This is a genomic window from Thalassotalea castellviae (assembly GCF_031846185.1).
GTDB classification, from domain to species: domain Bacteria; phylum Pseudomonadota; class Gammaproteobacteria; order Enterobacterales; family Alteromonadaceae; genus Thalassotalea_H; species Thalassotalea_H castellviae.
In genome coordinates this window covers 72882-89595 of the sequence record NZ_JAVRIF010000002.1, presented here as the reverse complement: position 1 = coordinate 89595, position 16714 = coordinate 72882, and the positions used below count along the sequence as shown (strand labels likewise).

Here is a 16714-nt window from a genome sequence, read left to right as displayed (position 1 = left end):
TCCTTTTATTTAAGATATCGCCACTAAACTTAATAAGTGATCGAGTAATTGATTACTGCTGATCCCTTCGGCTTCTGCTTGATAAGTTAGTAAAATACGATGGCGTAGTACATTATGGAAAACGGCTTGGACATCTTCTGGACCAACAAAATCTCGACCTTGCAACCAAGCTCTTGCTCTGGCACATCTATCTAAAGCAATAGTCGCTCGAGGACTTGCACCAAACGCTAACCATTTTTTGAGGTTGTCGTCATATTTTTCTGGCTGACGAGTTGCCATGATCAGATCAACAATATATTTTTCTATCGCAGGGGCCATGTGTATTTTCATGACTTCTTCACGAGCGGCGAAAATATTCTCTTGGCTTATTTCCTGAGTTTTCTTCTGCTCGTGTTTGATGGCTTCGCCACGATTAAGCTTAAGGATAGCTAATTCACTTGCTGCATCCGGGTAGTCAATTTCAACATGCATTAAAAATCGGTCTAATTGCGCTTCCGGTAAAGGATACGTACCTTCTTGCTCAATTGGGTTTTGGGTTGCCATGACTAAAAATAAATCAGGTAAAGGGTAAGTGTTACGACCAACGGTTATTTGCCCTTCCGCCATGGCTTCTAATAACGCAGATTGCACCTTAGCAGGAGCACGGTTTATTTCATCAGCTAATACTAAGTTTCTAAATAAAGGCCCAGGTTGAAAGACAAATGTGCCGTCTTCAGGGCGATAAATGTCAGTACCGGTTAAATCAGCAGGTAAAAGATCTGGGGTAAATTGTACGCGGTGAAAGTCAGCTTCTAAACCTTGAGCTAATGAATTAACTGCACGTGTTTTTGCAAGACCTGGAGGACCTTCTACAATTAAATGACCATTTGCTAATAAGGCAATGAGTAAATTCTCTACTAATGCATGTTGTCCGATAATTTGTTCTGATAAGTGTTCTTTGAGAGAAGAAAAATGTTCAATAGCCATAATGGTTTATTCTTATTTGTTTAAAGAGTTACGAGAAAGTTTCGACCTTAGGATTTATATATGGTTCCTCAATTGAAATACAAGTACCAATATAAAATTGTAAGTAAATTTATTACGAATAATCTACGTGATACGAGTCATCATAAAGAAAAAATAATTTCTATCATCGGCTTTGAGTTGAAATATCAATTTAACACGTTAGAATGGAATAAAAGTTAAGAGGTCAGACCTCTTGTTTTGTACTATAAATTTAAGGATCAACAATGACAATTAAATTACAAACAGCAAAAGGTGAACGCATCGCCATTGTCGCAGGTTTGCGAACTCCTTTTGCTAAACAAGCTACGGCTTTTCACGGCGTCCCTGCTGTTGATTTAGGTAAGTTGGTGGTAAATGAACTCATTAAACGCAATGATGTTGATCCCGAAATTATTGAGCAATTAGTGTTTGGCCAAGTGGTTCAAATGCCCGAAGCGCCAAACATCGCGCGTGAAATTGTTTTGGGTACCGGCATGAATGTTCATACCGACGCTTACAGTGTATCAAGAGCGTGTGCAACTAGCTTTCAGTCAACAGTCAATGTGGCAGAATCCATCATGGCGGGCATTGTTGATGTTGGGGTGGCGGGTGGCGCTGACTCTTCTTCTGTTGCTCCAATAGGTTTATCTAAAAAATTCGCACGCTCTTTACTTGATTTAAGTAAAACGAAAACCTTAGGGCAAAAATTGTCAATTCTTAAATCATTACGATTTAAAGATATTTTACCGGTTCCACCTGCTGTTGCTGAATACTCTACCGGTATTTCTATGGGGCAAACGGCAGAGCAAATGGCGAAAACTCATCAAATTTCTCGACAGGCGCAAGATGAATTAGCGCATCGCTCTCACACTTTAGCGACTAAAAGCTGGCAAGAGGGCAAACTTGATGGTGAAGTGATGGCCGCTCATGTAGAACCTTATAATGCTTTCATCGATAAAGATAATTGTTTTAGAGATAACTCAGAATTAGCCGGTTACGCTAAATTGCGTCCGTGTTTTGACCGTAAACACGGCACAGTGACCGCGGCAAATAGTACCGCGCTTACCGATGGCGCTTCAGCCGTTTTAATGATGCGAGAAGGTCGAGCGAAAGAATTAGGATACCAGCCACTTGGTTACATTCGAAGTTATGGGTTTGCCGCAATAGATGTTTGGCAAGATATGCTGATGGGACCAAGTTATGCCACGCCAATAGCACTTAAACGTGCGGGTATGGAATTGAAAGATTTAGATTTAATTGAAATGCATGAAGCTTTTGCTGCACAAGCATTAGCCAATATGAAAATGTTTGCTAGTAATAAATTTGCCCAAGAAAATCTTGGTCGTGATAAGGCGATTGGTGATATCGATATGGATAAATTCAATGTAATGGGCGGCTCTCTTGCTTATGGACATCCATTTGCAGCAACAGGCACGCGATTAATTGTACAAACCCTAAATGAATTAAAACGTCGTGGTGGTGGAACTGGTTTAACTACAGCATGTGCTGCTGGTGGTTTAGGTGCTGCAATGATAGTGGAGACAGACTAATGACTGAGAAAAAAACAAATACCTTCACACTAATTCGTCAAGAAAATAATATTGCTCATTTAGTCATGGATGTGGCAAATGAATCGATGAATACTTTGAAAGCCGAATTTGCAGAAGAAATTGCCGAGGTTTTACAAGAAATCAAAGCCGACACTAGTCTAAAAGGCTTGGTTTTATTGAGCGGTAAAAAAGACTCTTTCGTAGCTGGCGCTGATATTAACATGATTGCTGATTGTCAAACGGCTGAAGAAGCAACGGCTTTATCACGCAAAGGACAAATGATCTTTGATCAAATTGAATCGTTAACAATTCCGGTTATCGCTGCAATCGACGGTCCATGTTTAGGTGGCGGTTTAGAGTTAGCGATGGCTTGTCATGAGCGAGTATGTAGTGATAATCCGAAAACAGCATTAGGTTTACCTGAAGTTCAGTTAGGCTTATTACCAGGTAGTGGTGGTACTCAACGTTTACCTAAACTAGTTGGGATCCAAAAAGCATTAGATATGATGCTAACGGGTAAACAACTTCGCGCTAAACAGGCATTGAAAGCAGGCTTAGTGCTGGATGTTGTGCCTAATACCGTATTAGTTGAGGTTGCCGAGAAATTTATACTTTCGGGTAAAGTGAAAGCCGGTGCTCAAGCGACTAAAGTGGTGAAATTAAATCTCGTGGGTAAAGTTTTAGAACGCACACCTTTTGGTCGTAAAGTGTTATTTAATCAAGCCACTAAAACGGTGTTGTCAAAAACCAAAGGTAATTATCCGGCACCATTAAAAATTATTGATTGTATTAAAACGGGTGTTGAGCAATCTCAAGCGAAAGGTTATCAACTTGAGGCGGATCATTTTGGCCATTTGGCGATGACAGATGTTTCAGCTCAGTTGCGACAAATATTTTTTGCGACTACTGATATGAAGAAAGAGCAGGGCATTGAAGGTGTTGACGCTGCCGCTATCGAAAATATCGGTGTACTTGGTGGTGGATTGATGGGCGGGGGCATTGCATTTGTAACGGCCACGAAAGCTAAATTTCCAGTTCGCATCAAAGATATTAATCAAAAAGGCATACATTCAGCGCTTAAATACAGTTTTGATTTGCTCAATAAAAAAGTAAAACGTCGCTTTATGAAGAAAAGCGAAATGCAAAAACAACTGAGCATGATCACCGGTACTACTGATTATTCAGGGTTTAAAAATGTTGATGTAGTCATAGAAGCGGTATTTGAAGACTTAACATTAAAACAAAATATGGTGGCTGATATTGAGAGCCATTGTAAAGAATCTACGATTTTTGCTAGTAATACTTCCAGCTTACCGATAGGTCAAATCGCGCAGTTAGCTCAACGCCCTGAAAACGTGATTGGCCTGCATTATTTTTCACCCGTTGATAAAATGCCGCTTGCTGAAATTATTGCCCATGATAAAACCTCGGATCAGACAATTTCAACCACCGTTGCCTTAGCGAAAAAACAAGGCAAAACTCCTATTGTGGTTAAGGATAAAGCTGGTTTTTATGTGAACCGTATTCTTGCGCCTTACATGAACGAAGCGGCACAATTATTACTTGCCGGAGAGCCCGTTGAAAAGTTAGACAAAGCATTAGTGAAGTTTGGCTTCCCAGTAGGTCCAATGCAATTACTTGATGAGGTGGGTATTGATATTGGCGCGAAAATAGGTCCTATTTTACAAGCTGAATTAGGCGATCGTTTTTCACCCCCTGAAGCATTTAATAAATTAATTGCTGATGGTCGCTTAGGAAGAAAAGTGAAAAAAGGCTTTTATCAGTATGGGACAAAAAAGAAACTTGTTGATGAAACGGTTTATCCATTGTTGTCAATCACTAAGCAAGAGAAACTATCTATAGAACAAATAAGTCTACGTTGTGTTTATATGATGCTAAATGAAGCGGTAAGGTGTTTAGATGAAGGTATCATTAGAAATGCAAGAGACGGTGATATCGGTGCTATTTTTGGTATAGGTTTTCCGCCGTTCTTAGGGGGACCTTTTAACTATATTGATAACATTGGTGCAACTGAAGTGGTCAAACAAATGAATACGTTTAAGCATGAATGTGGAGAACGATTCGCTCCTTGCTCTAAGCTAGTAGAGATGGCTGAATGTAACGCTAAATTTTATGAATAAGTAGCTAAGAGTAAAAGTCGAATATTCGGAAATTTATTTCCGGGTAGGGCGGCAAACTTTGTATAAAAGGGGGCAAATTTTTGCCTCTTTTTTAATCTGATCCTTTAGTAGGGTTTGAACAAATTAATGCTAAATTATTTGAATAAAAACTCTAATTGCATTATATTGCTCGCCATCAAGATTTGTAAGTTATTAATCATTAAAGCTTAGGTAAAGTATGTTGTCGTTACTTGTTGTTATCGTTGCACTAATGTTTTCTATTTTTTTCTATTGCCAAGCTTTATCAAACGGTTTAGGTCGTAAGCGTTGGGCATTTGCTGGTTTCATGTTTGGTCCATTTATTTGGCCAATGTTTAACATGAAAAAGCGAATGAAAATAAATCGATTATTCGGATTTAATTGTTTAATTTTTCGTGCGTAATTAACGGATTAGATAAGGGAGGGTAATCAGGCTATTGAGCTGTTTTTGATTGCTTCCTTTCTGGCTAATAATATAGCCGCTAACGTCCGTGTAGCGAATATCTCAGGTAAATCTCTTGTTGGTATGTTTAGATTAAGACCACAAAGATTTAGCAGGCATTTCTTTAATAACAATTGTCGCAGCAATTGCATTTTCTTTTGGTGTTTCAACAAATAACGCTTTGATTAATTTGATCATAATAAACTCCTAAAGTCTGATAGCTTGGCGTTTTGTACCTGTTTGCTCTAGCTCAAACTTATTATTTAGTCTGATAGCTTGGCGTTTTGTACCTGTTTGCTCTAGCTCAAACTTATTATTTAGTCTGATAGCTTGGCGTTTTGTACCAGCTTGCTCTAGCTCAAACTTATTATTCAGTCTGATAGCTTGGCGTTTTGTACCTACTTCGTTTATATCTAACTTTACAATATCAGCACTTGGAACTGGGGCTGCGTTCATCGCTAGAGATAAAATTATTGAACTTAACATTTATATATTCCTTTCTGATTGGTTAAATAACTCGAAGGAAGTTAAGCTATAAGTGTGCCAATTCGCAAAGCCATATTTTTATTGGCCTTGCGAAGGATTTAACTGACCGTCATAAAGTTGTCAGCACTGAAGTGATTTAGGATTTATTAAACGACGTAGATTTGTCGGTGATCTGGTGAGATAGTAAATATCGGCGAAAATCTTTTTCTGGTAATGGTTTGCTATATAAATAGCCTTGCATTTGTTCGCAGCGTAACCCAGATAAGAAACTGAGTTGTTGATTGGTTTCTACCCCTTCAGCAACCACTTGTAGTCCAAGGTTGTGTGCAATTGTGACAATCGTAGCAACCATATTACGACCTTGCTCAGATGACTCAATATCGTCGACAAACGCTTTATCGATTTTAAGGGTATTTAAAGGGAACTTTTTCAAATAGGCTAAAGAAGAATAACCGGTACCAAAATCATCCAATGATAGATGAATACCCATAGCGCGTATTTGTAACATGGTTTCTATGGCTCTTTGTGGAGAGTCCATTACCGTTCCTTCCGTTATCTCTAACTCAAGGTGTTTAGCAGGCAGTTGACTTTCCTTTAAGATACTTTCAATCATGCCTACAAGGTTAGGTTGAGTAAATTGTACTGCTGAAAGGTTAACCGCTATTCGCCCATCAAATAACCCAGCATCAAGCCATTGCTTAGTGGCAAAGCAAGATTTTCTTAAAACGGTTTCCCCAATATCAATAATTTGCCCTGTTTCTTCTGATACGGGTATAAAGACCACTGGACTTATAATCCCTTTACTTGGCGTTTCAAAGCGAACTAATGCTTCCATGCCGGCAACTTTACCCGTAGATATTTCTATTTTAGGTTGATAAAACACCGAGAAATAATCTTCTTTTAAACCATGACGAATTAGGCCTTCAATTTGTAAACGTTTTACCGCTTTTTTATTCATAGAGCCGTTGAAAAATTGATACTGATTACCGCCAATATGTTTTGCATGATACATTGCTGTATCAGCATTTTTTAATAACTCTTGTGGTGATGTACCATCCTCAGGGTAAAGTACGATACCAATACTGGAATACAGAACTATTTCTTGGTTTTTAAGCTTTAAAGGTTGAGCAATAGTACTTAATATATTTTTTGCTATTGTGGTAATGGTATGAATGTCGTTAGTATCTTCAATGATTAAGCTAAATTCATCTCCACCAAGACGATAAACCGTATCTAAATTACGCCCAACGTTTTTAATGCGCTTGGCAACTTTACAAAGTAATAAATCGCCTACTTCGTGCCCCATTGAATCATTGACTTTCTTAAAGTTATCTAAATCAAAAACTAATAAAGCATGAGGCACTTTATTTTTGACTAGACGTGCTTGGTTTGCTTGAAAATATGAACGATTGGGTAAGCCCGTTAAGGTATCTGAATTAGCAAGTTTTCTTAATTCAGCTTCGGTTTCTTTGCGTTTAGTGATGTCTGAAAAAACACCAACAAAATGAGAAATACTTTTGTTTTCATCTCGGATAATATCAATGTTTAAGTCGGTTAAATATAATTCGCCGTTATCTCGCTTACTTTCAATTTCGCCGTGCCAACCACCTTTATTCAATAAGTGTTTTTTCACGTCACGGGTAAAACTTTCTGGGTAGCGAGAAAATCCCATTTGTTTACCGATCATTTGCTGTTTTGCTTTGCCCGTTATACGTTGAAAAGATTTATTCACATCTACAATGTTGAATTTTCTATCATAAATAACCACGGCATCAGAAATGTTTTCAATACATTTCGCAAATAATTTAAGTCTTTCATCTGCTTTCTTGATTTGACTGATATCTTTTAATGTACCCGTCATACGTGTTGGTTGATTGTTATCATCTCGCTCAACGATTTTTCCGCGATCAAGTACCCAGATCCAATGGTTATCTTTATCTTTTACGCGGTAGGTTGCTTCGAAATGCTCTGTTTTATCATCAAAATGTTCTTGAAGGGCATGCGTGATTTTAGCGATATCATCTTGGTTGATATTCGTTTCATTATCGCCATCATTGCCTAAATTTCGTTTACCGTCTTGTGGAAATTCTAAAATTCCCCAAATATTTGAACGATAGATTTTCCCTCGTTTAATATTCCAATCCCACATTTCATCGCCGCTTCCCCAGAGAGAGAGTTTTAATCGTTCTTCACTGGCTTTTATTTGTAAGTGGTATAAGCGTTTATGACGAAATTGTTGTAATAAATAAGCTAGAAATAATAATACGATTAAGGTGTAAATAAGCACCGCGCTATTTGATAACCACCAAGGCGGCATGATTTTGATATCAATGGATTTAGATTGAAAAATGTTAGGATCAAAAATATCAAACGCTTGCACTTCAAAACGATAAGTACCCGCATTAAGGTTAGTATAGGTGGCTCTTAGATTGTCTTTATCGGTTTCAAGCCAATTTTCATCAACGCCATTAAGCTTATATTTGTAACCGATTTGAGTCGGTAATTTAGCATTAGGCGATATAAACTCAATGCTAAATGGCGAATGAATATATTGGAGTTTTATTGTTGATAAATTATTTAACTTTTCAGGTAGGGTATAGGTTTTACTTTGTTTGTTTTCTTCAATTTTGATTTTCTTATTCGCGATAAGTAAATTAGACAATATTGGCTTATTTATGACTTGTTTTGAATTTAAGAGTTCATCAGGTGAGAAATAATGGAAGCCACTATTAGTGCCAAAATAAATAATGCCTTGTTTATCAATTAAAGAGCTTTGAAATAAATATTCATTATTATCAAGCATATGATCATTATCATAGGCCGTAACAATTTTATTTTCGGATTGAATAGAACTGATACCTCTATTGGTACTAATCCATAAGTTGTTTTTTGAATCGATGACAATATCTGCAACAAAGTTATTGGAGAGGAGATTCTCTTCATTATATAGCTGACTTGTTTTATTTATTAAATCAATCACCAAAAGTCCCTGACTATTTGAACCTAAAGCGATAGTGAAAGAAGACGAGTTAATACTTGATGTGTTTTTGATTATAAAATTAGATTCATTCTTAAAATTCAATTCTTCCACTTTATTTTTATTGGTTAAAAATTGATAAAGTTTATTGTCTTGAGAAGTTAGCCAGATTTTATTTTTATTATTGATATGGATATTAGTAAATAAAAAAGGGAGCTGTGAAAATGAAGTAAACATTTCCGATTGAATATCATAATTGGATAATTTTTGTGAATTATCTACATACCAAATTTTTCCCTGATTATAGTAAAGTTTATTTAAGCCGTTATGATTTGATTGCTCTTCCCAATTTAGCTCTTCTGTAATTTCATTACTTTTAAAATTAAGTTTATAAAGTTTGAACTTGTCAGTAACAATAAATAAGTGAGTGTCACCTTTCGTAAGAAGCGTTATATTGCCTTCTAATTGAATATCAATTTTTAGTGGTTTCTTATGTGGTGTATATTGAAATAAATTATCATCACTAGAAAACCATATTTTATCTCCTTCTTTTACAAAAGCAGTGATATTTGTTTTTAACTCCTCGTCAATATATTTACTTTCATGAATAATATTACTTTCAGGAGATAGTACAAACACCCCATTTAATGTACCGACCCAAAGTTTATCGGTGTTATCGACTAATAATCCGTATGTATAAGCATTGTATTCTTGATCAATTATATTAGTGTAACTGTGAGACTTCGACGTTTCAGTTAACGGGTTGATAGACTTTAACCCTGAATCTGTTGCGACCCAAATATGGGCGTCACTCGCCATTTTTATATTTCGAGCTAGTAGGGGTGTTTGACCGGTTTCTGCAAGCGTATAATGCTCTTTTAAGGTGTATCGCTCGTCTAGAACATACACACCGGTATTTGTCGCTAACCAGTATTCTTTTTCAATCAATAATATCTTATTTATTTGGCTTGTTTCACTGCCTAATTGTGATTGAATTTGTTTATGTAGAGAGTGATCGAGTGATAAGTGTTTGTTAGTGACGAAGAAGCCTTGATCGTAACTATTAAACCAATAATTACCATTTTTATCGTGAAAAATGCTTTTTATTTCTTTCAGATTTATCGAAGTATTATTACTCGGTTGTCTAATCTTAGTGCGGATAAATCGTTGGTTATCGGCATCAAATTTATGTAAACCTTTTGCGGTTGCCACCCATAAATTATTCGGAATATCTAAATTAGATGTTTCACTTGCTTGATCTTCGTATATTTCCCAAATGGTATTATCTAACAGGCTATTTTCTTCACTTTCATTAAAGGTAAAGTTATCAAAATTATCTAACTTTTTATTATATCTACTTAGGCCATTTTGTGTGCCGACCCAAATATTACCTTGGCTATCTTTATACAGCTTGCGGATGTAATTATCAGTGAGTGAATGATCATTTAAAATATTACTGCGATAATATTTAAATTTTCTGCCGTCGTATTTATTTAAACCATCTTGCGTGGCAAGCCAGATATAACCGTCTTCATCTTGAATGATATCAAATACATAACTTTGAGAGAGACCATTAGCTGGGGTTATGTGTTTAAATTTTAACTTTTCATCATAATTGGCAGGCGCAGCAAAAAGAGAAGAGCTAAAGCCTAAAAAAATTAAGAATAATAGCGAAATATAACTCGACAGATAACGGGAGAAAAAAGCAGAGCTATTAAAGGAAAATTGCACAAATACGACCTTGCTTAACTTATAATTATTTTTATGGAAGCCACTATTACAAAGGATGGCAGCGATTAAGTCAACTTATTAGCAATAGATAAAGTGTTTGCCAAAATTACGTGCTAATTATAGTTATCTATTTTTATATCGGCAGCATTAATGTTTTATTGAGCATTTAGTTAAAATATTTTCTAAATTTTTTAAATGAATTGATGGTGTGTCCTGATTTTCATCTTTTGTCGACAACAAACAAAATCTATCAATAACTTTATGATTATCAGTTATTTGAGTTAATAGGTAGTCAAAAATATCATGCTTAGAAAGTGACAGAATAGTTTCGATCAAACGTTGTTTTTGCTTGAAATCGGTTTCTTTATTGCAAATAGAAGTCCAAAACCTTTGGCTTTTGATCCGCAAACTGGTGTCTTTTTCTTGCAATTGACTGGCAAGTCCCTGTTGCAAATGTTGCCAGTCTTCCTCTGGCATATTTTCTACCACTAAGTGACATTCATTAATAAATTCGTCCATCGCCGCCAGTAAATGACTGGCTTCATAATTGGGTGATTGAATATAAAAAGCAATGCCTGGATATCGATTAATTGGAACAAAGCCTACGCCTACTAAGTAACCATACTGCTTCTCAGTGCGCATTTGATGGAAAAATTGTGGTGATAAAATTTGACTCGCTATCATAGTTTTAGCCACAGTTATTAAGCTTTTATCATTCATAGGGTAATAAACCACCCCCGCATAATCATGCTCAGGTAAATCTAATAGGTACTGAATACTTCCTTGGTTTTTAATATCTAACACCGGAATTTTTACTTGGTGTTGTTGATGATATTGGCCATTGAAAGCCTTTTTTATTATGGCATGTATTTTCAGGGCATCTTGCTCTCGCCAATTACCATGAACTAAAACATCTAAATTTATATGCTTGAAAATAGTATGGCAAAAGTCTTTAAAAGTAATAAAATCAATATCTATCAAAGCATTAGATAAACTTTCTGAACTGGGGCACTTGGGCTGCATAGTCGAACTTAACACGGAGAATAACTGTGAGATCGACTTACTATTGTCAGCATTTTTCCAGTGACTAATTAGATGTTGCTTAAGTAAGGCGAATGTTTTTTCCGAAAAATTAAACTCTTGCAATTCAGCTAAAAGTTTATCGAGTAATTCACCTTGTTTTTCACTGATGCCTGATAATTGCAAGGTAAGGCCACCTTGATGTGAATATAAATGGTAATGAATACCCGCTAACTCAGCATCGTAATGACGTTCAATGACAGACTCAGTATATAAGTCGACAAATAAACGAGTCATGGCAATATTTTGAGCATTGTCTAATGTTATTGGACTATCTATACCTATATAAATATAGCCTTTGGGCACATGAAAGGTGTGATCTTGCATATACCAAAAATTTAAGCCATTTTCTTGCTTTAATAATTGTGGTGTTGATGCTGATTTACTATTCTTTGAGCCAAATAATTCTGGTTTTTCAACCATATACTTATTTTCTGGAGGTAATGCTAAATACCGGTTATTTTGACACTCACGCCACGCTTGTATTTTCTCTTGTGGGATCTTGTTGACTTGGTAAGGCACCTTATACCATCGACTGATCTTATCAGTGGCAACATTTTGAGCGATAAAGATAGTGCGCATATTTTCTGGTGTTAATAAATCAAGTAACTGAGTTAGCTGTGACTGATTCATTTTATCCATTACGTAATCACCAAAAATATAATCTTCTTGTGGGTAATGTTGCATGTTGATCACCAATTGACTTACCGAGTCTATTGGTTTCATTTTTTCGTGATAATGGAATGAAAGTTCGGCAATGAGTTTTTTTTCTTGGTAATAATGCTCTGCTAATGGCGTTTGTTTTAATAAGTTAATATAAGAAAATACGATAGTAATAATGTCATCGATATGCTCTTCACCTGCCTGGGTAAGACGGATACTGATATTAAAATCTTTAAAATTATAGCCATTTACCCCAGAACCCGCTGTTAACCCTAATGCCCATTGATTTTTTTTGAGTAATGACAAGATTGAATGTGGCCCTTCATGACCCATTAAGTATGAAATTAATGACTCAGGTTTTTCTCGATAAAACTCATCTATGCTTGGCAGGGCAAAACTAAGAATTAACTGTCGCTCTTTCTTCACAGGTTTTACTTGCAAGCATATTTGTTGATGCTCAGGAAGATAAAGCGGAATGTCTGGTTTTATTTGGCTAACTTCATTGCTTGAAATATCGGAAAATTTTTCGCTTGCTAACTGTTGTAATTGTTCTAGCGATTGCGGCCCCTCGATCACCAAGGTCATTGCTTTGGCAACGTAATGCTGAAGAAAAAAGTCTTCGACTTCATCTCTTAAATGTTTATCTTCACGATCTGAGAGTGTTTCCGTGTTACCCACTGAAAACTTGGCAAAAGGGTGTTCAGGATTAATTGTTTCCTTGTGCACGTCGTATAAACGTCGGATATCATCTTTTAATTTCAGTTTAAATTCAGCGTCAATATTTTTACGTTCTTTATTGACGAATTCTTCCGATAAAAGTGGTGAGATAAAAAACTGACTAAATCTGTCTAATGCAGGTTCAAAGTGATGATGATGGATATCAAAGAAAAAACAAGTATGCTCTGTGGCTGTCCATGCATTATTGCTTCCGCCATATTGATTGATAAATTTTTGATACTCACTTCCATCAGGATAAATTTTTGTGCCGAGAAACAGCATATGCTCTAAAAAGTGAGCAAGTCCTTGTCTATCAATAGGATCACTGAAATGACCAACATTAACAGCTAACGCAGCAGCAGACTTTTGCGTGTCTTGATTGTGTACGGCTAAAACCCTTAAACCATTTTCTAAGGTGAATGGAAAGTAATGTTTAAGGTCATTAGGACTTTGTTTCAATACATACTCCGACAGATAGCTTGATGAGTGAGCATACCCAAAATATTTTCATTTATGACGTTCTAAATTACCCTATGGAATAAGGTGAGTCTATTTTATTCTTAACGGATGTTATAACAATCGCTTACTTTCCTTTACTATAGCCGCAAATAGCGAGTTCAATAAACCTTTTTAGCATTGTGGTAACAATATGCAGCTTTATATTATGCGTCATGGTCAAGCAAACCCTGTTGGGAATATCGATCATTTACGTGAATTAACATCTACTGGCTATAATGAAGCGCAATGTATGGGGAAATGGGTTAATCAACAAGGTATAAGTTTCTTACAAGTTTTCGTAAGTCCATATGTACGCGCTCAACAAACCGCTAATACTTTGCTAAATGAGATTAATGGTCAGGTTCAGGTAGCAACCATCGATTTTCTTACCCCACTAGATGACGCTAAAAAAGTACATGATTATATAGATGGCATTTGTACAGATACCCACATTGAGCATCTGATCATTGTCTCTCATATGCCTTTGGTGAGTTATTTAGTCGAAACATTAACAATTGATCGTCAATCTCCGATATTTCAAACCGCGGCTATAGCGCAAATTGATTATGATGTGGAAAAAATGACAGGTCGTTTAGTCAGGCTAATTGCACCAGCTGATCTTGCCTAAGTTTGATGAAGGTTCAGACGCTAATCTTTTAAGTTAAATTTATCGTGTAAGTCAATCAATACTAGTAATGCACCATTACCTCCCCACTCAAGAGGAGCTTGATGAAAAGCTATTACATCAGGGTGTTGCACTAACCAATGCGGTACTTTGGTTTTTAAAATTCTGCCACCTAATCCGTGCACGATACAAACACATTGCGCATGTTCTTTTTGACACGCATATAACAATGCGGCGATTTCTTGTTTTGCTTGGTTTTGATCTAAGCCATGTAGATCAAGAATTAAGTCTGGCGCATAAACACCGCGGCGTAAATTTTTAGCTTCAAAACTATTGGCGTCATCTCTGACATATTTTGTCGGACCTTGAGTGTTTAAATTTGGTTCAAACTCGTCAGAGAAATAAAAGCTTGCTTGTTGTTTCGCGTTTTTTGGTTGATTGGCAATAGTTTTCGCGTGTATTGCTTTTTTACTTGGTGGTATTTTGTCTTGCACCATAGGTTTTACTTTACCTATCGCGTCTTTAAAGAGCTGTTTTTCTTGTTTTGAGATAATATCTTTAAATTTCATATGCGCAGTCTAAAATTTTCCCTGTACAATAACACTATAAATGAGTCTTATAAGTGAATTTTACCTTCTTTTAGCTCAATCGTTACAGTTTTTATTTAAATTTAGGGGAGTTGAGTGACTACTCATCAATCAACAGATATCACAGAACAGTTGCATACCGTCGCCGATTATATCCGATATGCGGCAAGTGAGTTTAATCGCGCTGATTTATTTTTTGGCCATGGACATGATAATGCCTGGGATGAAGCTATTACATTAATCATGTTTATCCTTGAATTGCCCGATTCATTAACTGAACATGTCATGCAATGTCGATTAACTATGGAAGAAAAAAGACAAGCAGTGGAGATTATCCATTGTCGAATTGCACAAAAAGTGCCGGCGGCTTATCTTACTAATCAAGCTAATTTTGCTGGATTACCTTTTTATGTTGATGAGCGAGTATTAGTGCCTCGCTCGCCAATTGGTGAATGGATTGAAAAGCGCTTTTCACCTATTATTAGTGATGAAAAAAACGTTGGTCGAATTCTTGATTTATGTACGGGAAGCGGTTGTATTGCTATTGCTTGTGCGAGTTATTTTCCAGAAGCAGACGTAGATGCCGTTGATTTATCGATTGACGCTTTAAATGTTGCCCAGATAAATATTGAAAATCATGGGCTAACAGAACAAGTTATTCCAATTCAATCTGATGTTTTTTCTGGGATTGTAGGCCAGAAATATGATTTAATTGTCACTAATCCTCCTTATGTTGATCAAGAAGATATTGACTCACTACCAACTGAGTTTACCCATGAACCCGAAATGGGCTTAGGTTGTGGCGCTGATGGCTTAGATATTGTTCGTCAAATTTTGGCGCAAAGTGCTGAACATTTAAATGAAGATGGTGTGTTAATATGTGAAGTTGGTAATTCACAAGTACATGTTGAAGCGCTTTATCCTGAAGTTGATTTTCAATGGTTAACTTTTGAACGAGGTGGTCATGGAGTTTTTATGCTAACGCAACAACAGTTAGTTCAGTTTCAAGAATTTTTTAACTATGCATTAAAAAATCGTGAGTGAAAAGTTAGCTGTGTCGAGTAATAAATATGTTGAGAAATAAATATGTCAGGTAATACGTTCGGAAAATTATTTACAGTTACATCATTTGGCGAGAGTCATGGCTTAGGGTTAGGTGCGATTATTGATGGTTGCCCGCCAGGAATTGAATTATCAGAAGCAGATTTACAACATGATTTAGACCGAAGAAGACCAGGCACTTCTCGTTACACCACGGCCCGCAGGGAACCGGATCAAGTTAAAATTATGTCAGGGGTTTTTGAAGGTAAAACTACGGGAACTCCAATTGGTTTGATGATTGAAAACACTGATCAACGCTCGAAAGATTATGGCAATATCGCACAAAGCTTTCGTCCAGGCCATGCTGATTATACTTATTGGCAAAAATATGGTTTACGCGATTACCGAGGCGGCGGTCGTTCTTCGGCACGTGAGACTGCCATGCGAGTTGCCGCAGGTGCTGTGGCTAAAAAATATTTAGCGGAAAAATTTGGTATTACTATTCAAGCATGTGTGACACAAATAGGTGATATCAAAGCGGAACGTTTTGATTGGGATATAGTTGAAGAGAATCCTTTTTTCTTCCCTGATGAGTCAAAGCTTGAACAGCTAGATGAATTACTACGCGGAATCATTCGTCAAAAAGACTCTATTGGCGCAAAAGTTACTGTCGTGGCGAACAATGTACCTGTGGGGCTTGGTGAGCCGATATTTGATCGTTTAGATGCTGATATTTCTCATGGCTTGATGAGCATCAATGCCGTAAAAGGCGTTGAAATTGGCGATGGCTTTGAAGTGGTTAATCAAAAAGGCTCAGAGCATCGTGATGAATTAACACCAGAAGGTTTTAGTACAAATCATGCTGGTGGCATTTTAGGTGGGATTTCTTCTGGTCAACCTATTGTCGCTCATATTGCGATGAAACCTACCTCTAGTATCGGCGTAAGTGGTAAGACGGTTGATCTACAAGGTGAACCAACAGATATTATAACCAAAGGCCGTCATGATCCTTGTGTTGGGATCCGTGCCGTGCCTATTGCAGAAGCAATGTTAGCATTGACATTGGTTGATCACTACCTACGTCATCGTGCTCAAAATGCCGATGTTTCCTGCATTACGCCTGATATTTGTCAGTAATATTATTATGCTCTTTTATGCAACCAGTTGGCATGAA

The 16714-nt window shown here is 36.7% G+C and carries 11 protein-coding genes; 6 read left to right on the top strand and 5 right to left on the bottom strand.

Annotated features, from left to right (window positions below; genetic code table 11):
• Nucleotides 1-9: 9 nt before the first annotated feature.
• Complete coding sequence (locus tag RM573_RS04105; protein ID WP_311577711.1) at nucleotides 10-966, bottom strand: AAA family ATPase; 957 nt, start codon at nucleotides 964-966, stop codon at nucleotides 10-12.
• A gap of 263 nt (nucleotides 967-1229) precedes the next feature.
• Here RM573_RS04105 and fadI point away from each other — a divergent pair, with 263 nt between their 5' ends.
• The 3 genes from fadI to RM573_RS04090 all read left to right on the top strand — a co-directional run bounded on the left by fadI (nucleotide 1230) and on the right by RM573_RS04090 (nucleotide 5096).
• Nucleotides 1230-2534, top strand: a complete 1305-nt coding sequence (fadI, locus tag RM573_RS04100) for an acetyl-CoA C-acyltransferase FadI (RefSeq protein WP_311577708.1) — start codon at nucleotides 1230-1232, stop codon at nucleotides 2532-2534.
• Entirely contained in the window at nucleotides 2534-4675 is a 2142-nt protein-coding gene (gene fadJ, locus RM573_RS04095) for a fatty acid oxidation complex subunit alpha FadJ (RefSeq protein WP_311577705.1), read from the top strand. Before fadI ends, fadJ begins: the two co-directional genes overlap by 1 nt.
• Before the next feature lie 217 nt (nucleotides 4676-4892).
• Entirely contained in the window at nucleotides 4893-5096 is a 204-nt protein-coding gene (locus RM573_RS04090; RefSeq protein WP_303448615.1) for a hypothetical protein, read from the top strand.
• Between the two features lie 246 nt (nucleotides 5097-5342).
• On the opposite strand, the gene RM573_RS04085 is transcribed toward RM573_RS04090, so the two are convergent.
• From RM573_RS04085 to RM573_RS04075, 3 genes are all read right to left on the bottom strand, one after another.
• Nucleotides 5343-5621, bottom strand: coding sequence for a hypothetical protein (locus RM573_RS04085; protein ID WP_311577697.1), 279 nt, complete (start codon nucleotides 5619-5621; stop codon nucleotides 5343-5345).
• A 136-nt stretch (nucleotides 5622-5757) separates the two neighbouring features.
• Nucleotides 5758-10329 carry an EAL domain-containing protein gene (locus RM573_RS04080; RefSeq protein WP_311577692.1) on the bottom strand — a complete coding sequence of 1524 codons (4572 nt, stop codon included), beginning with the start codon at nucleotides 10327-10329 and terminating at the stop codon, nucleotides 5758-5760.
• A 147-nt stretch (nucleotides 10330-10476) separates the two neighbouring features.
• Nucleotides 10477-13248, bottom strand: coding sequence for an insulinase family protein (locus tag RM573_RS04075; RefSeq protein ID WP_311577688.1), 2772 nt, complete (start codon nucleotides 13246-13248; stop codon nucleotides 10477-10479).
• 190 nt (nucleotides 13249-13438) lie between these two features.
• Here RM573_RS04075 and sixA point away from each other — a divergent pair, with 190 nt between their 5' ends.
• Nucleotides 13439-13915, top strand: coding sequence for a phosphohistidine phosphatase SixA (gene sixA / locus RM573_RS04070; RefSeq protein ID WP_311577685.1), 477 nt, complete (start codon nucleotides 13439-13441; stop codon nucleotides 13913-13915).
• A 20-nt stretch (nucleotides 13916-13935) separates the two neighbouring features.
• Here sixA and smrB read toward each other — a convergent pair whose 3' ends face one another.
• Nucleotides 13936-14481, bottom strand: coding sequence for an endonuclease SmrB (smrB, locus tag RM573_RS04065; RefSeq protein WP_311577682.1), 546 nt, complete (start codon nucleotides 14479-14481; stop codon nucleotides 13936-13938).
• Nucleotides 14482-14595: 114 nt separating this feature from the next.
• Here smrB and prmB point away from each other — a divergent pair, with 114 nt between their 5' ends.
• Nucleotides 14596-15543: a 50S ribosomal protein L3 N(5)-glutamine methyltransferase gene (gene prmB, locus RM573_RS04060; RefSeq protein WP_311577679.1), complete on the top strand. Its 948-nt coding sequence runs from the start codon at nucleotides 14596-14598 to the stop codon at nucleotides 15541-15543.
• Between the two features lie 42 nt (nucleotides 15544-15585).
• Nucleotides 15586-16677, top strand: a complete 1092-nt coding sequence (aroC, locus tag RM573_RS04055) for a chorismate synthase (protein ID WP_311577676.1) — start codon at nucleotides 15586-15588, stop codon at nucleotides 16675-16677.
• Nucleotides 16678-16714: the final 37 nt, after the last annotated feature.